Origin of the sequence: Streptococcus oralis, assembly GCF_016028255.1 — a bacterium.
Classification (GTDB): domain Bacteria; phylum Bacillota; class Bacilli; order Lactobacillales; family Streptococcaceae; genus Streptococcus; species Streptococcus oralis_AC.
Genome location: NZ_CP065707.1, coordinates 548,796 through 567,436, shown reverse-complemented (window position 1 = coordinate 567,436; position 18,641 = coordinate 548,796). Strand labels below are relative to the sequence as shown.

At 39.5% G+C, this 18,641-nt stretch carries 25 protein-coding genes; 6 read left to right on the top strand and 19 right to left on the bottom strand.

Annotation, left to right across the window (positions count from 1 at the left end; translation table 11 throughout):
* Nucleotides 1-8: 8 nt before the first annotated feature.
* Genes I6G42_RS02875 through I6G42_RS02865 form a run of 3 tightly spaced genes read right to left on the bottom strand, consistent with a single transcriptional unit; the run spans nucleotide 9 to nucleotide 1,051 of the window.
* Complete coding sequence (locus I6G42_RS02875) at nucleotides 9-266, bottom strand: hypothetical protein (protein ID WP_009013811.1); 258 nt, start codon at nucleotides 264-266, stop codon at nucleotides 9-11.
* Nucleotides 229-711 carry a type VII secretion protein EssA gene (locus I6G42_RS02870; protein WP_227698167.1) on the bottom strand — a complete coding sequence of 161 codons (483 nt, stop codon included), beginning with the start codon at nucleotides 709-711 and terminating at the stop codon, nucleotides 229-231. The genes I6G42_RS02875 and I6G42_RS02870 overlap by 38 nt, the downstream gene beginning before the upstream one ends.
* Nucleotides 712-760: 49 nt before the next feature.
* Nucleotides 761-1,051: a WXG100 family type VII secretion target gene (locus tag I6G42_RS02865; RefSeq protein WP_038804232.1), complete on the bottom strand. Its 291-nt coding sequence runs from the start codon at nucleotides 1,049-1,051 to the stop codon at nucleotides 761-763.
* Nucleotides 1,052-1,833: 782 nt separating this feature from the next.
* Here I6G42_RS02865 and I6G42_RS02860 point away from each other — a divergent pair.
* Nucleotides 1,834-3,149, top strand: a protein-coding gene (locus I6G42_RS02860; RefSeq protein WP_152417908.1) for an IS3 family transposase whose coding sequence is annotated in 2 segments (ribosomal slippage) — nucleotides 1,834-2,248 and nucleotides 2,248-3,149 — 1,317 coding nt in all. Because the reading frame shifts where the segments join, the coding sequence is not laid out codon by codon here.
* 51 nt (nucleotides 3,150-3,200) lie between these two features.
* On the opposite strand, the gene I6G42_RS02855 is transcribed toward I6G42_RS02860, so the two are convergent.
* The 15 genes from I6G42_RS02855 to I6G42_RS02785 form a co-directional block, all read right to left on the bottom strand.
* Nucleotides 3,201-4,142, bottom strand: coding sequence for a YitT family protein (locus I6G42_RS02855; RefSeq protein WP_038804234.1), 942 nt, complete (start codon nucleotides 4,140-4,142; stop codon nucleotides 3,201-3,203).
* Nucleotides 4,120-5,925, bottom strand: a complete 1,806-nt coding sequence (aspS, locus tag I6G42_RS02850) for an aspartate--tRNA ligase (protein WP_038804235.1) — start codon at nucleotides 5,923-5,925, stop codon at nucleotides 4,120-4,122. Before aspS ends, I6G42_RS02855 begins: the two co-directional genes overlap by 23 nt.
* 151 nt (nucleotides 5,926-6,076) lie before the next feature.
* Nucleotides 6,077-6,295: a hypothetical protein gene (locus tag I6G42_RS02845; protein WP_038804236.1), complete on the bottom strand. Its 219-nt coding sequence runs from the start codon at nucleotides 6,293-6,295 to the stop codon at nucleotides 6,077-6,079.
* 17 nt (nucleotides 6,296-6,312) lie between these two features.
* Nucleotides 6,313-6,954 (bottom strand): CPBP family intramembrane glutamic endopeptidase, encoded by a 642-nt coding sequence (locus I6G42_RS02840; protein ID WP_038804237.1) that lies wholly within the window; start codon nucleotides 6,952-6,954, stop codon nucleotides 6,313-6,315.
* A 9-nt stretch (nucleotides 6,955-6,963) separates the two neighbouring features.
* Nucleotides 6,964-7,662 carry an ABC transporter permease gene (locus I6G42_RS02835; RefSeq protein ID WP_038804238.1) on the bottom strand — a complete coding sequence of 233 codons (699 nt, stop codon included), beginning with the start codon at nucleotides 7,660-7,662 and terminating at the stop codon, nucleotides 6,964-6,966.
* Nucleotides 7,655-8,479 carry an ABC transporter ATP-binding protein gene (locus I6G42_RS02830; protein WP_038804239.1) on the bottom strand — a complete coding sequence of 275 codons (825 nt, stop codon included), beginning with the start codon at nucleotides 8,477-8,479 and terminating at the stop codon, nucleotides 7,655-7,657. The genes I6G42_RS02835 and I6G42_RS02830 overlap by 8 nt, the downstream gene beginning before the upstream one ends.
* Before the next feature lie 11 nt (nucleotides 8,480-8,490).
* On the bottom strand, nucleotides 8,491-9,192 hold the full coding sequence (locus I6G42_RS02825) for a DUF3169 family protein (protein ID WP_038804363.1): 702 nt from the start codon (nucleotides 9,190-9,192) through the stop codon (nucleotides 8,491-8,493).
* A gap of 13 nt (nucleotides 9,193-9,205) precedes the next feature.
* Nucleotides 9,206-9,556, bottom strand: coding sequence for a PspC domain-containing protein (locus tag I6G42_RS02820; RefSeq protein WP_038804240.1), 351 nt, complete (start codon nucleotides 9,554-9,556; stop codon nucleotides 9,206-9,208).
* Between the two features lie 2 nt (nucleotides 9,557-9,558).
* The gene (locus tag I6G42_RS02815; protein ID WP_001046130.1) at nucleotides 9,559-9,756 is read right to left on the bottom strand and encodes a hypothetical protein; all 198 of its coding nucleotides are present in this window, start codon (nucleotides 9,754-9,756) and stop codon (nucleotides 9,559-9,561) included.
* Entirely contained in the window at nucleotides 9,743-9,931 is a 189-nt protein-coding gene (locus I6G42_RS02810; protein WP_038804241.1) for a hypothetical protein, read from the bottom strand. The genes I6G42_RS02815 and I6G42_RS02810 overlap by 14 nt, the downstream gene beginning before the upstream one ends.
* The gene (locus I6G42_RS02805; RefSeq protein WP_001176236.1) at nucleotides 9,931-10,137 is read right to left on the bottom strand and encodes a helix-turn-helix transcriptional regulator; all 207 of its coding nucleotides are present in this window, start codon (nucleotides 10,135-10,137) and stop codon (nucleotides 9,931-9,933) included. Before I6G42_RS02805 ends, I6G42_RS02810 begins: the two co-directional genes overlap by 1 nt.
* Nucleotides 10,138-10,146: 9 nt before the next feature.
* Nucleotides 10,147-10,611, bottom strand: coding sequence for a hypothetical protein (locus I6G42_RS02800; protein ID WP_038804242.1), 465 nt, complete (start codon nucleotides 10,609-10,611; stop codon nucleotides 10,147-10,149).
* Nucleotides 10,611-11,891, bottom strand: a complete 1,281-nt coding sequence (gene hisS, locus I6G42_RS02795) for a histidine--tRNA ligase (protein WP_038804243.1) — start codon at nucleotides 11,889-11,891, stop codon at nucleotides 10,611-10,613. Before hisS ends, I6G42_RS02800 begins: the two co-directional genes overlap by 1 nt.
* 77 nt (nucleotides 11,892-11,968) lie before the next feature.
* The gene (locus I6G42_RS02790; RefSeq protein WP_038804244.1) at nucleotides 11,969-13,216 is read right to left on the bottom strand and encodes a hypothetical protein; all 1,248 of its coding nucleotides are present in this window, start codon (nucleotides 13,214-13,216) and stop codon (nucleotides 11,969-11,971) included.
* 199 nt (nucleotides 13,217-13,415) lie between these two features.
* The gene (locus tag I6G42_RS02785) at nucleotides 13,416-14,267 is read right to left on the bottom strand and encodes a helix-turn-helix domain-containing protein (protein ID WP_038804245.1); all 852 of its coding nucleotides are present in this window, start codon (nucleotides 14,265-14,267) and stop codon (nucleotides 13,416-13,418) included.
* 123 nt (nucleotides 14,268-14,390) lie between these two features.
* Between I6G42_RS02785 and I6G42_RS02780 the strand changes: the two genes are divergently transcribed.
* The gene (locus I6G42_RS02780) at nucleotides 14,391-14,732 is read left to right on the top strand and encodes a metal-sulfur cluster assembly factor (RefSeq protein WP_001204052.1); all 342 of its coding nucleotides are present in this window, start codon (nucleotides 14,391-14,393) and stop codon (nucleotides 14,730-14,732) included.
* Between the two features lie 173 nt (nucleotides 14,733-14,905).
* Here I6G42_RS02780 and ilvD read toward each other — a convergent pair whose 3' ends face one another.
* A complete protein-coding gene (gene ilvD / locus I6G42_RS02775) occupies nucleotides 14,906-16,609 on the bottom strand; it encodes a dihydroxy-acid dehydratase (protein WP_000137350.1) in 1,704 nt (567 codons plus the stop codon).
* 184 nt (nucleotides 16,610-16,793) lie between these two features.
* Here ilvD and I6G42_RS02770 point away from each other — a divergent pair, with 184 nt between their 5' ends.
* The 4 genes from I6G42_RS02770 to rpmG all read left to right on the top strand — a co-directional run bounded on the left by I6G42_RS02770 (nucleotide 16,794) and on the right by rpmG (nucleotide 18,503).
* Nucleotides 16,794-17,801 carry an SPFH domain-containing protein gene (locus I6G42_RS02770; RefSeq protein ID WP_038804246.1) on the top strand — a complete coding sequence of 336 codons (1,008 nt, stop codon included), beginning with the start codon at nucleotides 16,794-16,796 and terminating at the stop codon, nucleotides 17,799-17,801.
* A gap of 2 nt (nucleotides 17,802-17,803) precedes the next feature.
* A complete protein-coding gene (locus I6G42_RS02765; protein ID WP_000796543.1) occupies nucleotides 17,804-18,004 on the top strand; it encodes a PTS ascorbate transporter subunit IIC in 201 nt (66 codons plus the stop codon).
* 151 nt (nucleotides 18,005-18,155) lie between these two features.
* Nucleotides 18,156-18,338 (top strand): 50S ribosomal protein L32, encoded by a 183-nt coding sequence (rpmF, locus tag I6G42_RS02760; RefSeq protein WP_000290417.1) that lies wholly within the window; start codon nucleotides 18,156-18,158, stop codon nucleotides 18,336-18,338.
* 15 nt (nucleotides 18,339-18,353) lie between these two features.
* Nucleotides 18,354-18,503, top strand: coding sequence for a 50S ribosomal protein L33 (gene rpmG / locus I6G42_RS02755; protein WP_001265622.1), 150 nt, complete (start codon nucleotides 18,354-18,356; stop codon nucleotides 18,501-18,503).
* Nucleotides 18,504-18,641 lie beyond the last annotated feature (138 nt).

Genomic DNA, 18,641 nt, shown 5'->3' with positions numbered 1-18,641 from the left:
TTTTTCTCCTATGATACATCTTCAATCTCTATATAATCCCCATCACTAACTGGATAAGCAGCCAAGATGTCCGTTGTCTCGATATGAATTTGTTTATTTCTAACTTTGAAACAAAACGAACTATTTAGAGGTAAATTCAACTGTTCTCTAACTTTGGTATCTTTTAATAATTCTTCTAATCTTAACCAAGTAAGAGCTTTTGAAACTCGAATATCTATTTGTTTTGCTCTATACTCTAGAGTTAACTTTATTTTTCCGTAATCCATGCCATTTCCTTCCTAGATAGACTCCCAACAAAACCATAAACAGCAAGAAAACACTTGTAAATACATTTCCCATCCAATCCTTAAGAATTGAATAATCCCTTTGCTTAAAAGAGGACTTCTCCTCTATGGTGTATTGATTGAATAATGATGTTTGAACGACAGTAGTTTCTAAACGATAAATAGAATGATTTTCACTATCGGTAAATATAGTATGCTCTGCCCCCTGTAAAAGTTCTTTTGTTGTTTGAGTTCTCTGATCCACAACCTTTTGGGTACGATTTAAAAATAAATTTGGGGCATATTTGGATTCTATCCTATTTTTGACCGTGTCCTGTGTACTATTTGTAATGATATCTGTATCAAGTTTTAAGCTACCATCGTCTGCATAAACTAGCACAGGAAATACGATACAAAGAATTAATAGGTGCTTTTTAATTTTCTTCATCATGGTATAAAAATAAGCGTCAAGTTTCCCTGACGCTCCTCAAAATCAACTACAAACCAAAGCTTTGTGCATCTTGTTGGTCACGTTCAGCTACTGTTTGAGCATAGTTGTTCAATTGTTGGTTGATGCTCACTAGAAGCTCCTCGAATTTTTGAACATGTGTATACAACTGGTTGTATTGCTCAAGGTAAGCATTAAATGCTTGTCCTTTCCATTGTGATGCCATTTCTCCATTTGTTCGATTAACGGTTTGTACTGCTTGTTCAATTTGATCTTTAGCACTAAGATAAATTGCCGCCTGAGATTGTAACTGTTCTGGAGTTAAACTAATTGCTGACATAAGGATTCTCCTTTTAAATTTTTTCCTACTTTAGTTTATCATATATTTTAGTGTCTGTCTATCAGTTACACACTCGTAATACAAATTTGTACAAAAAAAGTATCTGCAAAAACATTTAGATAGAAAGAAACCTGTATTCAAAGTTTTCATACGCCCTAAAATGTCAAATCAAGTGCACATTTTCCTCATAGAAAACTTCATATTCTCATTTCATAGTATGTTGAATTAAAGTATCAATTATGATTTTCTTATTACTATTAAGAAGAAACTAAAATAATTCTGGTATATTTTATCTGAATCATGTGTAATTGCGGCCTGTTTTTCAGTATATAATTACTTCTTTAAGATAAGAATATTCTATGGCCAAATTTTGTCTAATTAATTTAGAAATCATTAACAAGGGGGATATTATGGCTGAAAGAATAATACATCAAGCTGATCTTCGAGCTATCGAGAACAACTTGCGCTCTATCCATGAAGGATTGCGAACAATTGGTTTTCATACTTAAGTTTTGTCCCAGCTTTATCCTTTTGATATTCCTTTTGAAGCTCATGAAGTTCTAGTCTCTCATGATTGTAAATACAGTATTGAAATTTGTTTTTTGCAAACATAATAATCCTTTCTAGTTATCAACAATTAAATCTTGTTTAAAAAATCTGAAATGTGTAGTTATCTAAAACCAACATCTAATTTTCTTAAACAACACAAAAACGCTCTAGACAATATGAACTGCACCCCAAAAGTTAGACAGAAAAAATCTAACTTTTGGGGTGTTTTTATTATGAAATTGAGTTATGAAGATAAAGTTCAGATCTATGAACTTAGAAAACAAGGATATAGCTTAGAGAAGCTTTCAAATAAATTTGGGATAAACAATTCTAATCTTATATACATGATTAAATTGATTGATCGTTACTATTCTCCTGAATTAAAACAAGAAATGATTAATAAAGTCTTACATGAAGGCTGGACTAAAGATAGAGTTTCTCTTGAATACGGTCTCCCAAGTCGTACGATACTTCTTAACTGGCTAGCGAAATACAAGAAAAACGCGTATACTATTGTTGAGAAAACAAGAGGGAGAGTACCTAAAATGGGACGTAAACGGAAGAAAACTTGGGAAGAAATGACAGAACTAGAGCGACTCCAAGAGGAGAATGAACGCTTACGGACTGAGGTGGCTTACCTAAAAAAGTTAAAAGAGTTAGAGGAAAGGGACGAAGCCTTAGAGCGAGAAAAGCAGAGACAGTTAGAGAAATGGCTTCAGGAGGATTTCGACTAGATTTACTTCTTGAAGTGGCTCGTTTACCTCGCTCAACTTACTATTATCAATTGAGACAGCTGGATCAACCAGATAAGGATAAAGAGCTAAAGGATGAAATTCAAGCCATTTATAATGACTATAAAGGAAATTATGGCTATCGTAGAATTACTCTTGAACTAAGAAATCGTGGTTTTACAGTGAATCATAAGAAAGTTCAACGTCTGATGAAGGTCCTTGGTTTAAGTGCTCGAATTCGTCGGAAACGGAAGTATTCTTCCTACCAAGGAGAGATTGGCAATAAAGCAGAGAATCTTATTCAGCGCCAATTTGAAGCAGCCAAACCAATGGAAAAGTGCTATACGGATGTGACTGAGTTTGTCATTCCAGCAAGTACTCAAAAGCTTTACTTATCACCAGTTTTAGATGGCTTTAACAGCGAAATTATTGCTTTTAATCTTTCTTGTTCGCCTAATTTAGAACAAGTGAAAGCTATGCTGGAGCAGGCCTTTACAGAGAAATACTATGAGAATACGAGTCTCCATAGTGATCAAGGATGGCAATACCAACACGATTCTTATCACAGGTTTTTAGAAAGTAAGGGAATCCAAACATCTATGTCACGTAAAGGTAACAGCCCAGACAACGGTATGATGGAGTCCTTCTTTGGCATTTTGAAATCGGAAATGTTTTATGGTTATGAGAAGGCGTTTCAGTCGCTTAAGCAATTGGAACAAGCTATTGTGGACTATATTGATTACTACAACAACAAACGAATTAAGGTCAAACTAAAAGGACTTAGCCCTATGCAATACAGAACTAAATCCTTCGCTTAAATTATTTGTCTAACTTTTTGGGGTCAGTACACAGAGCTGGTTTTTGCATGTCTAATTGTCTGTTTCTACGAATCGTCCTAAGATGTGGACATTTTCGGATACAGAGACGAAGGCTGTCGGATCAACCTGTTTCATGATGTGTTTAAAATCATTAAACTCTGCTCGTGTGATAACAGTAATCAAAACTGCTTTTCTTTCATGATTATAAGTTCCTTCTGCATCGTGGATCATGGTAGCCCCTCGGTGCAATTTTTTATGGATTTTTTCGATTACCTTATCAGGATTACTGGTCACAATCATGGCCTGCATCCGTTTTTGCTTGGTGAAGACCGCATCTGTCACACGACTGGATACAAAAATGGTAATCATGGAGTAGAGGGCGTATTTCCAACCAAAGGTCAAGCCTGCAATCAACATGATAGTTCCATTGACCAAGAAGGAAATACTGCCAACATTTTTCCCTGTTTTCTTGCGAATGGTCAGACTGACAATATCTGTACCTCCACTGGAAATACTATTGCGCAAAGCAAAGCCGATTCCCAAGCCCATGACAACACCCCCAAAGAGAGCATTGATAATGGGATCCTCTGTCAGCGTCACAACGGGCACAAACTGGATAAAAAGAGAACTCATGGATACCGTGATAAAGGTAAAAACTGTAAATTTATGTCCAATCTGATACCAAGCCAAAATCATCAGTGGGATATTAATGGCATAAAAGGTTGCGGATACGGGTAGTTGGAGACCAAACCAATGAGTACTCAAACTGGAGATAATTTGCGCCAAACCTGTCGCACCACTCGAATAAACATGCCCTGGTTGAAAAAAGAAATTGACAGCAACTGCTGACAAAAAGCCATAGACCAGAGAAGCCGAGATTTTCTCATCATATTTTTCCCGAGAGATACTTTGTAAAACTCGTAAGATTTTTATCTGATAAGCAAAGCGGCGCAGATAATAGCGCCACCGCTTAATTTGTTTTGCTTGTTTCATCTTCTTCTACTTGTAAGCTGAGTTCCTCTAGTTGTTTGAGAGCGACTATTGATGGGGCTTGTGTCATTGGATCAGTTGCCTTGTTGTTCTTAGGAAAGGCAATGACTTCACGGATATTATCTTCTCCTGCTAAGAGCATCACAAATCGGTCAAGTCCGATAGCCAAACCACCGTGTGGTGGGAAACCATAGTCCATGGCTTCAAGAAGGAAACCAAACTGGTCATTTGCTTCTTCAGCTGAGAAACCAAGAGCCTTGAACATGCATTCCTGCAAGTCTTTTTTATATATACGAAGACTACCACCACCAAGCTCATAACCATTTAAGACAATATCATATGCGACTGCATAAATTCTCTCAAGGATACTTCCTTTTTCTTTGGAACAACTTTGTAAATCGTTCTTATAATATTTTAGTTTTTTTGCAGAATCCCTATCAGGAAGGGTAAATGGATGGTGGGCACTCATATAACGGCCTTCTTCTTCTGACCATTCAAACATTGGCCAGTCAACAACCCAAAGGAAGTTAAATTTATCATTATCAATCAAGCCAAGTTCTTTGGCAATACGTCCACGAAGGGCACCAAGAGTTGCATTAGCTACTTCAAGCGTATCTGCTACAAAGAGAACTAAATCCTTATCTTCAAGACCAAGTACTCTTGTCAAATTTTCCTGAATACCCGTCAAGAATTTAGCAACTGATCCGTTTAATTCACCGTTAACAACCTTGACCCAAGCCAGACCCTTAGCCCCATACTGCTTGGCTACTTCTGTCATCTTATCGATATCTTTACGGGAGTAGTTATCTGCTGCGCCTTTGACGACAATGGCTTTAACAGCTGGAGCTTCTGAGAAGACTTTAAAATCTACTCCTTTAACAACTGCTTTCACGTCTTGAAGCAACATGTCAAAACGAGTATCAGGTTTGTCAGAACCATAAAGAGCCATGGCCTCATCATACTTCATACGAGGGAATGGTAATGTCACTTCGATGCCTTTTGTTTCCTTCATCACGCGCGCAATCAAGTCTTCTGTGATACCTTGGATTTCTCGTTCAGTAAGGAAAGAAGTTTCCAAGTCGACCTGGGTAAACTCAGGCTGACGGTCACCACGCAAGTCTTCGTCACGGAAACATTTGACAATTTGGTAGTAACGGTCAAATCCAGCATTCATCAAGAGCTGCTTGGTGATCTGTGGACTTTGAGGAAGAGCGTAGAAATGACCTTTATTGACACGTGATGGCACCAAATAGTCACGCGCCCCTTCTGGTGTTGACTTAGAAAGGAAGGGAGTTTCCACATCGATAAACTCCAACTCATCCAAGTAGTTTCGGATAGAGTGAGTCACCTTAGCACGAAGTTTAAGGTTTTCCAACATTTCTGGACGACGAAGGTCAAGGTAACGGTAACGCAAACGTGTATCGTCATTGGCCTCAATCCCATCTTTAATCTCAAAAGGTGTTGTTTTAGCTGTATTAAGCACCGTCAAAGCTGTCACGTTCAACTCAACCGCACCAGTCGGCAACTTATCATTGGCTTGTTCACGCGCAACGACTTGTCCAGTCACCTCGATGACAAATTCGCTACGAAGGCTTTCAGCTGTTACCATGACTTCTGCAGATACTTTTTCAGGGTTGATAACCAACTGCATGATCCCTTCACGGTCACGAAGGTCGATGAAGATCAAACCACCAAGGTCACGACGACGGCCAACCCATCCTTTCAAGGTCATTTCTTGTCCGATGTGTTCCTCACGAACACGACCAGCATACATACTACGTTTCATGTTTTCTCTCCTCTTTTATTCTGTTACTATTTTACCATAAAAGCGCAGGCTCTTCATGAAAATCAGCAGAAAAGTTTGATTGTCTTTAGAAATCAAAACGAACAGACAAAAAATCCGATGAAAACGTCATCGGATTCTCTGATTATGATTCTTAACCTTTTTTACGCTTTTCAGCAATCTCAGCTGCCTTTTTAGGTAGAACAATCTCCGTCGCATAAGCTGTCGCAAAACGTAAGATTCCTGCAATAGGCGCAAAGACAACTGCTAGATAGTTGTAAAAGAAGTCGCCTTTAAAGGCATAGGCAAGTGCCCCGATGATAAAGAAGAGAACGACCGCCTGTATCACTGCTAATAAAATTACTCGTTTCATGTGACCTCCTGACTCTATTATAGCATGAGTATCATCAAAAAGCCGATTAAATTATTCAAAGCGTGTAAAGAAATGCTATAAAGAAGACCTTTTCGGTTCACATAAGCCAGTCCCAAACTCAATCCCAGACTGGCATAAACTAAAAACTGTTGCAAAGTTCCTGGAAAATGAATCAAGGCAAAAAGCACACTTGATACGAGGAGAAACAGAGCTGTCTGTTTGCTGTTATTCTGTTTAGGAAAGAGATAGCGCGCCAGCATTCCTCTAAAGATGAGTTCTTCCGTCAGAGGAGCAAAGACCACCACCATAAAGAAACCAAAGACAGGCTGAGCCAATGTCAATTGTGATACAGTCTGTTGATTAGCCGACGGATCATCTGGCAAAAAGAACTGGGCTGTAATCGCCACTAGCAAAACCAGGGTTGGTAACCAAATGAAACGACTAAAAGCAGTCGTCTGGATGCTAACCTTTTCTGTCTGATACCATCTGTAAACTCCATAAACATAGGTCCCTGACAGGACGATATAAAGTGGCAAGACTCCAAAGATTGAAGCCCCTAGTCCAAGAGCTGACAGCGCCGTACTCTGAACCAGACCATAGCCAAAGAAAAAGGATAGAACAGCTAGAAGAAACCAGCCAAGATTTTTAAGTAAGTTCATATGGGTCTCCTATTTTCCTTTATAACTATTTTTCAATACGAAGAGACTAGCTAGTCCTAGCAAAAGGATCCATGCTAGCAAAAGACCAAGACTTCTCAAAGATAACTCTCCTCCACCTTCTTTTAATAAACTTACCAAAGGACCAATGAAAGAATAGTCCAACAATTTTTGCGCAGTTTCATTTTGAACAGCAAGAGTGGGCAAGAAAGAGAAGGTTAGCATAGGAAAAATACTATACACTTGCGCCTTAGACTGAGTATCTGATACTGCACCGATAAGAATGTTAAGAAAGATAATGCTGATAGTTGCCAGAAGCAGATAGAGACCATAGGTAAGAAAGTAGTTTGTTAAATCAACTTTAAGATACAAAGGTAGAACAACCATAGAAAGAAGCATCACTAAAAGAGGAAGAGCCATCATGCTCAGAGTATACTCCGTTGCTGTCACACCACTTAGTATGAGGGATTTAAGGTTACGTTTTTCCTTGTCCTCAGCCATCATAATCGATACCATATAACCACTTCCCATACTCAAGACCATCGTCAAACTCGTAGAGAGAAGAAACATAGTCAGTTCTCCACTCTTGTTTAAGAACTCATTATATAGGATAGCAATACCAAAGGGCATCAATAATGTCGCTAGTAACGTTGAATTACTAATAAGAACTTGTAACCTTAACCAAAGAAGGGCATTTAATTTTCTAAACATCTAACTTTTCTCCTGTCAATCTAATAAAGATTTCTTCTAAAGTCGGTTCACAAGAATGAACAGCTATTAGATTTGTCGTATTCAAATGAGGCAATTCTTCAAAAGGAACCACTTGTTCGCGTCCATCTTGGTAACGTAAACGAACCTTTTTATCCTCATGGTACTTTTGAATAATCTCTTGTGGACTGCCATACTCAATCAAGTTTCCCTTATTTAAAAGAGAGAGCTGGTCACAAAGCAAGGTTGCTTCATTCATATCGTGGGTTGTTAAGAAGATCGTTGTCCCAGCCTGCTTCAGTTCCTGTAAGAGAACATGAATTGATTTTGAGGTGGTAGGATCAAGACCACTTGTTGGCTCATCTAGAAAGAGAATTTTAGGAGCATTCAGAAGGGCACGAGCCAAGAACATTCGTTGTTTCATTCCTGTAGATAATTTTTCTGCGATAAGGTTTTTAGCATCTGATAACCCAACTTGATCAAGTACTGTATCTACTCTAGAAGCTTTAAGACCGTATAATTTTGCATAAATGAGCAGATTTTTATAGAGGCTCATCTTTTCATAAAAGCCACTGCCATCACTAACAATACCGATTTGTTCCAAATCATTTGAAGTCAAATTTCGAGAGGACTTTCCTAGAAGAACGGTCTCCCCCTGATCTGCAGCTAACTGCCCCGTCAGAACATTGATCATAGTTGTTTTACCTGAGCCAGAAGGTCCAAGAAAACCAAAGATTTCACCTTCCTTAATCTCAAAAGAAATCTGATGAAGAGCTTTTTTGCTCCCAAAACTTTTGCTTACATTTTCAACACGAATCATAAAAACTCCTTTTACTTAAAGTAACGTTTTGTTTTGCGTAATTGTGCAAGGTTGATATAAATATGAATAGCAACCGCTATAATTAAAGCAATCAACTGTACTTCACCTAACACCAGTGATAAAACCATCAAGAGAATGTAGATAGCTGGCAAGATCGTCTGATTAATCTTGAGCAAGATTAAGTAAGCTTCTTCCATTTCTGCTTGTTTTTCTCCCTCATCATAAGTATCTAGGAATTCTAACATTTCCTTAGGGGTTGCCATGATAGAAAGTTTATAATTACGGATCAAGCTAGTCGTGTTGAAGCAATAGCTACCCACAAAAATTACAAGTATGGCTAAGAGAAAAGGAGATAAAGATAATCTAAACTCAGGAAACATAGCAACTAAGCTGAATAACATACTAATTAGCAAAATACTGTTAGCCACTGTACCATAATCTAAGAAACGATACATCCTAATATAGTCTTGTTCACTTTGTTCATCGTCTTCTTCTCTTTGGTAGTTATTGTAGGCTTTACGACTCATTCTGGTAAAATAAAGAGCTAAAATTGTTGAAATAATTCCAAGCCAGAAAAAGAAGGTATCTAAAACAAACAGTACTTGATCTTGAGAAATTTCTGAACGAAGACTAGCAAAACCAGTACCGATCATTCCCAATAAAACACCTAACAGTAAACTCCCCAACAAAATTAATAAATGTTTCTTTTTCATATTCATCCTTTCTCTAAACCAATCCAACTAACCACTGACCAAATGCTTTCCCTGATTCATAAATAGCTGTTAAGCCTTCTGTTCCAAGTGACACCAAAATCAAACAAACAGCAAGTAAGAGAATAGCTTGATTTCTAGCTTTTTTTGCTCCATCTCCCAAGGGTTCATTCCCAAGCCAACCCGCTAGATAGGCATAGAGAGTTACTGTTATAATCCCAATCTCCGTAGAAGAGAGAAACAACAAGACTGTCACCAAACGAACGATATTGGCTTGAATGTTAAAATAATTTCCTAAACCTGCACAAACACCTGCAAGTTCTTTATGTTCAGTATCTACTTGAAAATCTGCTAAAAACTTTTTCATATTCATTCTCCTTTTTCACTTGCTAAATTGTTTGCTTTCTTTTCAATCCATTCAATTACTGGGATGAGAGCAAAGTAGACCCAAATAAATTGGTCGCTTTGATACAGATTAAACCAGCCTAGGTCCATCCCAATCAGTAGAAATACGCTGACTAATAGGGCTATGGCAACTACATAATAAATCACTTTATACTTGTTCATCATTTTTCTCCTTCTTCTTTAACCAATTGAAAATGGACAAGAGAACTAAATTAATCCAAAACAAATACTTACTTTCAACAAAATAAAACCAACCGAATAATGTTCCAATCATAGCGAAAGCATTCACAATAAAGGCAAAAACACTCATATAATAAATCACTTTATACTTGTTCATCACTCATCCTCCTCTATACGAAATACCGACTCGACTGGTTCATTGAATATCTGTGAAATCTTCAGGGCGATTACAATGGACGGAGTGTATTCATCCCTCTCTAGCAAACTGATGGTCTGTCGGGAAACCCCTGCTAGCTTGGCTAGTTCGGTTTGATTGAGACCATCGCGAGCCCGAAGCTCTTTTAAACGATTTTTAAGTTGCATGTCACAGACCTACTTTCCGCCAAATTCAACGGTTTGGATATCCTCAATACGTTGTAGTTTAAATTTTTCTTTTCCCTTTTTATCAACACGGCGTAGCTTGACCCATTCCTCATCAACATCCACAACTTCCCAGTTGTCTGTTCCAAATAATTGTCCAACGATTGTTGGTTTTTTCCCAATCAATTCTTTTAAAATTCTTGACATTTCTATATTTCCTTTCTCTTTTTGCTCAATTCTTTTGATTTTATTCTCTAATTTCTTGACCTTTTGGGAATGGTATATATAATACATAATCACAAGAGGTACAAATCCTAATGCCCACATAATCGTTCCTTTCTCCTTTACTCTTAACTTGCTTACATTGTAGCACATCTTTTTCTTTTTGACAAGTATATTTGTCAAAAAGTTTATGATTTTTGTCATTTTGCAAAAGAAAAAAGTCAGGAATAAGATCCTGACCAGTTTATCTGTCATTAAAAGCCCAATTTTTCAAAGATTTCTGAGAAGTTTTGGCTGATTGCCTCAAGTGACACTTGCACTTCTTCTCGTGTTTGATTGTTCTTAACCGTCACTTGTCCGCTTTCGACTTCGCTCTCTCCTAGAGTGATGAGGGTCTTAGCCGCAAAGACATCGGCCGACTTGAACTGAGCTTTGAGTTTACGGTTGAGGTAATCACGCTCTGCTTTGAATCCTTGTTGACGAAGAGCCTGTACTAGTTCTAGGGCTTTGACATTTGCTCCTTCTCCCAAGACTGCGATATAAACATCTAGGGCGTTTTCAATAGGGAGGGACACACCTTGCTTTTCAAGAATGAGAAGCAGGCGCTCTACACCAAGTCCAAAACCAAATCCAGCAGTTTCAGGGCCACCAAAGTAAGCAACCAAGCCATCGTAGCGACCACCCGCACAGACTGTCAGGTCATTGCCCTCAATCTCTGTGATAAACTCGAAAATCGTGTGGTTATAGTAGTCCAAACCACGCACCATATTGGTATCGATGATGTAGTCTACTCCAAGATTTTCCAACATCTGACGCACAGCATCAAAATGAGCTTGGCTTTCTTCATCAAGGAAGTCCAAGATAGACGGCGCATTCTCTACTGCCACCTTGTCTTCTTTTTCCTTAGAGTCCAAGACACGAAGAGGATTTTCCTCCAAGCGACGTTGGCTGTCCTTAGACAAGGTCTCCTTAAGCGGTGTCAAATAGTCAATCAAGGCTTGGCGATAGGCCGCGCGGCTCTCAGGATTGCCAAGAGTGTTGAGGTGCAACTTGACACCTTGGATGCCGATTTCTTTCAAGAAATGGGCTGCCATAGCGATTGTTTCCACATCGGTAGCTGGATTGCTAGAGCCAAAACACTCAACCCCAATCTGGTGGAACTGGCGCAAACGCCCTGCCTGTGGACGCTCATAACGAAACATTGGGCCCATGTAGTAAAACTTGCTTGGCTTTTGCACTTCTGGGGCGAAGAGTTTATTTTCCACATAGGAACGAACAACGGGAGCAGTTCCTTCTGGACGGAGGGTAATGTGGCGGTCACCCTTGTCATAGAAATCGTACATTTCCTTGGTTACGATATCCGTTGTATCTCCGACAGAGCGGCTGATAACCTCGTAGTGCTCAAAAATAGGCGTGCGTACTTCTGCATAGTTATAGCGCTTGAAAATTTCACGGGCAAAGCCCTCAACGTACTGCCACTTGGCAGACTCAGCAGGTAAAATATCCTGCGTTCCTTTTGGTTTTTGTAATTTCATAGGGAATCCTCTTTAAACTTAATAGTCTTATTTTACCATAAATAGAGGGATTAAAACAGTGAGAAAAAAATTAGGATTCAAATATCATTTTTGAGATTCAGACTTGTCAGAAGAATAGCCAGCAAAGAAAGGACAACAAATAAGATCCAAGTCAACTGCATATCCCATACGGCTACAAGTGAAAAACAGGCTGTACCAAGAGGTACTGATAAGGTAAACAATAAACCTAAAAAATTACTGGTACGAGCTAGAACATCTGGAGCTAGATTTTTCATGAGCATGGCACTAATCTTTGGGGACACTTTACCAGACACATACAAGGTTAAAAAGAGGAATAGCAAACCAAGCACGACTTGATTGAATAAGTTAGCCAGACCAACTAGACTGACTCCTAATGTCGCCCACATCATCAATCTAGGCAAGGACTGCTTCCCAAAATAATCATTGCCCGTAAGGCTACTGATGATGATAGCTAATAAAACACAGACTTGCTCGATAAATAGTGCCTCTGTGTAAGAAAAATTCAAGAGAGAATGACTCAAAAAGAAGATGTTATAAATGCTTCCCAAAGCGCCACCCAAAGCATTGATAAGCAAGACAGCAAAGATCATGAAACCAAAGTTTTTCTGTCCACTTTTTAGAAAAACGAGACGTAAATTTCGGTAAATTGATAGAAACTGGTCTTTGATAGAAAGCTTCTCATTTTTTAAGATTTCACCATCAGGAGATGAAATTGACAGGCCCAATTTGCTTCTTCCTAAAAAGAGAATAGCGGCTGATACTAGGAAAAAACAGGCATTGATTCCCGCAACGAGAGAAAAATTATTGACCGATAGACCTAAGAGCCAGACTCCGAAAGCTTGACCACCAATAGCTGAAATATAGGTGATAAACTGGGAAAAAGAATAAGCCTCCATCAGATCATTTTCAGCCACTTTTTCCTTAATAAGAGGCATGCGCAAACCACCTGCAAAATCACTGATCACATCACTGATGACATTAATCAAACACAGGCTGGAAAAGGCAAAGAGACTGGCTTGACCAAGTACCAAAGCTGCTAGGAAAAAGAGAAGAGCCTGAAACAAACCGCTATAGGTCATCCATTTGACCTTGTCCCTCGTGTAATCTGCCCGAATCCCTACAAAAACTGTAAAGAGAGTCGGAAGAATCATGACAATATTCGCCATAGCAACAGCAAAAGAGGCTTGTGGCAAGGTCGATGCATAGACGATAAATACCAGGTTAAAAATCGAAGCACCAAAAGCATTGAAGAATCGTGACAAAGTCAAGAGTCGATAAGCTTGATTTCTAAACAATAGTTTCATAGATAATCTCCCTTCTTGTTCTAATCCCTATATGAAGTATGACTATAGTATAGCACTTAGAAATTTGAAAGGGTAAACTTTTGAATATATGCAACACACAAAAAAAGCTAAAAAAACGATAAAATCTCTTTGATGACATGAGAGAGGACAAGAGTTCTATCGCTTCAAATTTTAAATTATTTTCTTAGTTTGCAGATATTCAACAATCTGTTGCTTTTCTGTAGTATTCGGCAGATTTGTTACAGCCAAGCATCTCAAAAATATGGACAGCATCTTCCATCTTTTTTTGTCCTTCCTTGACTCTGCCTTGCTTGCTATCAAGGAGACCTTCTGCCCACAAATAGACAATTCGGAAATAGGTCTCGTTTTCCTTGTAGAAATGCTCTTCGATAACACGTTTAAAATAATAAGCATTGGTAAATTCTTCACACTCAATGCTGGCTAAAAAACCATTCAATAGCATGGTGTGAAAAAGGTTTCGGTTTCCAGACATTTCCATTAGAAAATCAGATTTGCGGACCATTTCTCGTACATATCTAGTAAAAAGAGGAATAGATAAGAGAGGAGAACTGACTGAGAACAAATTGAGTTCATAGATTCCCCAAATCTCGGTAGAAAACAGGTAATCATGAAGGACTTTCCCTTCCTCTGCCGTTAACTCTACTGTTTCATCAACGCTCTTCATATAAGACTTGATCATAATGGCATTTAGAATATGTTTCTGTTTGTTTTGAGAATGGGCATGCTTTTGATATTCCTTGCGATACAAGTCCTCGAGAGGTGCTATGTTCTTTGGATCCAAGATATCTGTGATTTCTTTTCTCAACTCAGAATCTGTATCATACTGAAAACCTCTCGCCAGAAAGAGGATTTCCTCTACACTGGCAGATATATTTTCTAGGGCAAACAGAAACTTTCCCACCGAAAGTTCACTCTGACCTGTTTCAAATCGGGACAACATGGACGGCGAAAATTGTCCCCCAGTTGCTTGTCTCAGCGAGATATTTCTTGACTCTCGTAATTGTCTAAAGACTGTTCCAATCTGCTCCATAGACTTCCCCTTGATTGATCATTTTCTTTATTCTATCATACTTTTCAGAAAATTCATCAAAAACTTGCCAAATTGTCAGAATTATGAGAAAATAGAGGATATTTATCAGGTGGAGGGACTGTTATGAGAGACGATATCAAAATCAATGACCGCGCTTTGGCCTTGCAAGACCAAATTATCGAAAAACTAGAGAAGGTTTTTGATACAGATGTGGAATTGGATGTGTACAATCTAGGGCTGATTTATGAAATCAATCTGGATGAAACAGGTCTCTGCAAGATTGTCATGACTTTCACGGATACTGCCTGCGATTGTGCCGAAAGTTTGCCTATCGAAATCGTGGCAGGTCTCAAACAAATCGAGGGTATCGAAGATGTCAAGGTTGAAGTCACTTGGTCACCCGCTTGGAAGATTACACGAATCAGTCGCTACGGCCGTATCGCCCTTGGACTGCCACCCCGTTAATACTCTTCAAAAATCTCTTCAAACCACGTCAGCTTTATCTCCAACCTCAAAGCTGTGCTTTGAGCAACCTGCGCCTAGCTTTCTAGTTTGCTCTTTGATTTTTATTGAGTATAAGCAGGCAAATCACTTTTGAAGATGAAAAGAAGCAAGCCGAAATGGCTTGCTTTTTGAGTTTATTTTTTACCTGACTTATCCATATTCCAGAAGTCTGTCACGGCTCCGCGAGAAGCGGATGATACGATGTGGGCATATTTACCGAGGACACCACGGCTGTATAGTGGTGGCAAGGTTGTTTCCGCCTTGCGTTTTTCAAGTTCTTCTTCGGATACGGCCATGGAAATTTCTTTGGTATCTTGGTCAACCGTAACGATATCACCTGTACGAAGGTAGGCAATCGGTCCACCATCCTGAGCTTCAGGGGCGATATGTCCAACAACCAGACCATAAGTACCACCAGAGAAGCGTCCGTCTGTCAAGAGGGCAACCTTGTCTCCTTGACCTTTACCAACGATCATGGATGAAAGTGACAGCATCTCAGGCATACCAGGACCACCCTTAGGTCCAACAAAACGAACAACGACAACATCGCCATCAACGATTTCATCTGTCAGAACGGCCTGAATAGCATCTTCTTCAGAGTCAAATACCTTAGCTGGTCCAACGTGACGGCGCACTTTCACACCTGATACCTTGGCAACCGCTCCATCAGGGGCAAGGTTCCCGTTCAAGATGATAAGCGGACCATCCGCACGTTTTGGATTTTCAAGTGGCATGATAACTTTTTGACCTGGTGTGAGGTCTGCAAAGTCGGTCAAGTTTTCAGCGACAGTCTTACCAGTACATGTAATGCGGTCTCCGTGAAGGAAACCATTTGCCAACAGGTACTTCATAACAGCAGGCACACCACCGACTTCGTAGAGATCTTGGAAGACATACTGACCAGAAGGTTTCAAGTCGGCCAAGTGAGGTACACGCTCTTGGATTGTATTGAAGTCCTCAAGTGACAAGTCAACATTAGCCGCATGGGCAATGGCAAGCAAGTGAAGAGTGGCATTGGTTGACCCACCGAGAGCCATGGTTACTGTAATGGCATCTTCAAAAGCTTCACGAGTCAAGATATCTGATGGTTTGAGACCAAGCTCCAGCATCTTGACAACAGCTCGTCCTGCTGCTTCGATATCTTCTTTCTTGTCAGCTGATTCAGCTGGGTGAGATGAAGATCCTGGCAAACTCATACCGAGAACTTCGATAGCAGTCGCCATGGTATTAGCTGTATACATACCACCACAGCCACCAGGGCCAGGGCAGGCATTACATTCAAGACGCTTCACGTCCTCAGCTGTCATGTCACCGTGGTTCCATTTCCCGATTCCCTCAAAAACAGAAACCAAGTCAATATCTTTGCCATCAAGATTACCCGGTGCAATGGTACCACCATAGGCAAAAATAGCTGGGATATTCATGTTGGCAATGGCAATCATAGAACCAGGCATGTTCTTGTCACAGCCACCGATAGCGACAAAGGCATCGACGTTGTGACCACCCATAGCCGCCTCGATGGAGTCCGCGATGATGTCACGAGATGTTAGAGAGAAACGCATACCAGGCGTTCCCATGGCGATCCCGTCTGCTACGGTAATGGTTCCAAATTGTACAGGCCAGGCGCCAGCAGATTTGACACCTTCTTTAGCCAGTTTCCCGAAATCATGCAAGTGAATGTTACATGGTGTATTTTCCGCCCAAGTTGAAATCACTCCCACAATCGGTGTTTCAAAGTCCTTATCTGTCATACCAGTCGCACGAAGCATAGCACGGTTAGGTGATTTCACCATGCTGTCATAAATGCTACTGCGGTGACGTTTATCTAATTCAGTCATCTTATCCCTCCCGTTTCAGTTTTTACTATTATAGCACAATTTCCGCATGAAGAACAGAATAAAATTCTTGAATTTTCAGAAAATTCTATACAGCAATATTTTCTTTAAAAATGTTACATTTATTTCTTGACTTTATAAATTAAAGTGATATCATTTAGATATCATATAACAGGAGGTCATTCTTATGACTGAAAAACTAATCAATTCAAAACCAAATGGTGTATTCGCATTGATTCTCATTGAGTTGACACTCGTACTTGGTATCTTTATATTTATAATGGGTGCTGATTCGGAAAATGTTTTTGGAATTATTATCGGACTTGTACTAAGCATAATTACAGCACTAGCTCATGCTGGTTTAAAAGTTGTCAAACCTCAGGAAGCTCTGGTTCTGACACTCTTTGGTAACTATACAGGTACCATCAAAGAACCTGGTTTTTACTTTGTCAATCCCTTCAGCGTAGCAGTTAACCCTGCAAATCACACTCGACTTGGACAAAGTGGGGACGTTAGCACGAAATCTCCTTTTTCAGGGATGAAATCATCAAATGGCAATGATGTAAATCTTGAAATTGGCAAGAAACAGATTTCCCTCAAGGTTATGACCTTGAGCAATTCTCGTCAAAAAATCAATGATTGTCTAGGAAATCCTGTGGAAATCGGAATTGCCGTTACTTGGCGTGTAGTCGATACCTCTAAGGCAGTCTTCAACGTTGATAACTACAAAGAATATCTTTCATTGCAATGTGATAGCGCCCTTCGTAATATTGTCCGCATCTATCCTTACGATGTGTCTCCTAATGTAGATACTACAGGGGATGGACAAGCAGATGAAGGAAGTCTCCGTGGCTCTAGCGAAATTGTAGCTAACCGTATTCGTGAAGAAATTCAAAGTCGTGTTGAAGATGCTGGCTTGGAAATCCTTGAAGCACGTATTACTTACCTAGCTTATGCACCAGAAATTGCTGCCGTCATGCTTCAACGTCAACAAGCATCTGCTATTATCGATGCACGTAAGATGATTGTAGACGGCGCTGTAGGAATGGTTGAAATGGCACTAGAACGTCTCAATGAAGGAGAATTGGTAGAGCTTGACGAAGAACGAAAAGCTGCCATGGTTTCAAATCTCTTAGTCGTTCTCTGTGGCAATCATGATGCACAACCAATTGTCAATACAGGAAGCCTTTATTAGAAATGGCAGAAGCTAAAAAAAAGCAAATCCCCCTTCGACTCTCGAATAAGTTATATGCTGCACTCGCATCATGGGCAGAAGACGACTTTCGTTCAGTCAATGGGCAAATCGAATATCTCCTTACAGAGTGTGTCAAGCAACGGAAGAAAGACGGAAAATACGTATCGGAAACCATTGACGAACCATTTGAGATTGATATTTAACACCTTCTCCTGTCTGCTAGATCGGACAGGAGAATTTTTTCATCTTTTTTTGTCAAGTAACTTTACTTTACAAAAAAAATGTGTTATCCTAGTATGGTTGATGAAAATCACTAGATTGAATCGAATTTAAATACCTAAAGGAGAAATCAAAATGGCAGTACCTGCACGTCGCACTTCAAAAGCGAAGAAAAACAAACGTCGTACACACTACAAAGTAACAGCTCCATCTGTAAACTTTGACGAAACTACTGGAGATTACTCACGTTCTCACCGCGTATCACTTAAAGGATACTACAAAGGACGTAAAATCGCTAAGGCTGCATCAGCTGAATAATAGAAGGGAGATACCATGCGCGTAAATATTACACTTGAACACAAAGAATCTGGTGAACGCTTGTACCTTACTTCTAAAAACAAACGTAACACTCCAGACCGTCTTCAATTGAAGAAATACTCACCAAAACTTCGCAAACACGTTGTGTTTACAGAAGTTAAGTAAGCATTCAATACGAATCAATACATAAGAAAAACGCTGATTTGAACTGCACCTCAAAAGTTAGACAGAAAAACCTAACTTGGGGTGTTTTATTATAATGAAATTAATTTTATCGAAAGCAAAGTTAAAGGAATGGAGTAA

Coding starts and splice junctions, on each gene's coding strand:
- I6G42_RS02875 (WP_009013811.1), bottom strand. CDS start 266: ATGGATTACGGAAAAATAAAGTTAACTCTAGAGTATAGAGCAAAACAA.
- I6G42_RS02870 (WP_227698167.1), bottom strand. CDS start 711: ATGAAGAAAATTAAAAAGCACCTATTAATTCTTTGTATCGTATTTCCT.
- I6G42_RS02865 (WP_038804232.1), bottom strand. CDS start 1,051: ATGTCAGCAATTAGTTTAACTCCAGAACAGTTACAATCTCAGGCGGCA.
- I6G42_RS02855 (WP_038804234.1), bottom strand. CDS start 4,142: ATGAAACAAGCAAAACAAATTAAGCGGTGGCGCTATTATCTGCGCCGC.
- aspS (WP_038804235.1), bottom strand. CDS start 5,925: ATGAAACGTAGTATGTATGCTGGTCGTGTTCGTGAGGAACACATCGGA.
- I6G42_RS02845 (WP_038804236.1), bottom strand. CDS start 6,295: ATGAAACGAGTAATTTTATTAGCAGTGATACAGGCGGTCGTTCTCTTC.
- I6G42_RS02840 (WP_038804237.1), bottom strand. CDS start 6,954: ATGAACTTACTTAAAAATCTTGGCTGGTTTCTTCTAGCTGTTCTATCC.
- I6G42_RS02835 (WP_038804238.1), bottom strand. CDS start 7,662: ATGTTTAGAAAATTAAATGCCCTTCTTTGGTTAAGGTTACAAGTTCTT.
- I6G42_RS02830 (WP_038804239.1), bottom strand. CDS start 8,479: ATGATTCGTGTTGAAAATGTAAGCAAAAGTTTTGGGAGCAAAAAAGCT.
- I6G42_RS02825 (WP_038804363.1), bottom strand. CDS start 9,192: ATGAAAAAGAAACATTTATTAATTTTGTTGGGGAGTTTACTGTTAGGT.
- I6G42_RS02820 (WP_038804240.1), bottom strand. CDS start 9,556: ATGAAAAAGTTTTTAGCAGATTTTCAAGTAGATACTGAACATAAAGAA.
- I6G42_RS02815 (WP_001046130.1), bottom strand. CDS start 9,756: ATGAACAAGTATAAAGTGATTTATTATGTAGTTGCCATAGCCCTATTA.
- I6G42_RS02810 (WP_038804241.1), bottom strand. CDS start 9,931: ATGAACAAGTATAAAGTGATTTATTATATGAGTGTTTTTGCCTTTATT.
- I6G42_RS02805 (WP_001176236.1), bottom strand. CDS start 10,137: ATGCAACTTAAAAATCGTTTAAAAGAGCTTCGGGCTCGCGATGGTCTC.
- I6G42_RS02800 (WP_038804242.1), bottom strand. CDS start 10,611: ATGACAGATAAACTGGTCAGGATCTTATTCCTGACTTTTTTCTTTTGC.
- hisS (WP_038804243.1), bottom strand. CDS start 11,891: ATGAAATTACAAAAACCAAAAGGAACGCAGGATATTTTACCTGCTGAG.
- I6G42_RS02790 (WP_038804244.1), bottom strand. CDS start 13,216: ATGAAACTATTGTTTAGAAATCAAGCTTATCGACTCTTGACTTTGTCA.
- I6G42_RS02785 (WP_038804245.1), bottom strand. CDS start 14,267: ATGGAGCAGATTGGAACAGTCTTTAGACAATTACGAGAGTCAAGAAAT.
- I6G42_RS02780 (WP_001204052.1), top strand. CDS start 14,391: ATGAGAGACGATATCAAAATCAATGACCGCGCTTTGGCCTTGCAAGAC.
- ilvD (WP_000137350.1), bottom strand. CDS start 16,609: ATGACTGAATTAGATAAACGTCACCGCAGTAGCATTTATGACAGCATG.
- I6G42_RS02770 (WP_038804246.1), top strand. CDS start 16,794: ATGACTGAAAAACTAATCAATTCAAAACCAAATGGTGTATTCGCATTG.
- I6G42_RS02765 (WP_000796543.1), top strand. CDS start 17,804: ATGGCAGAAGCTAAAAAAAAGCAAATCCCCCTTCGACTCTCGAATAAG.
- rpmF (WP_000290417.1), top strand. CDS start 18,156: ATGGCAGTACCTGCACGTCGCACTTCAAAAGCGAAGAAAAACAAACGT.
- rpmG (WP_001265622.1), top strand. CDS start 18,354: ATGCGCGTAAATATTACACTTGAACACAAAGAATCTGGTGAACGCTTG.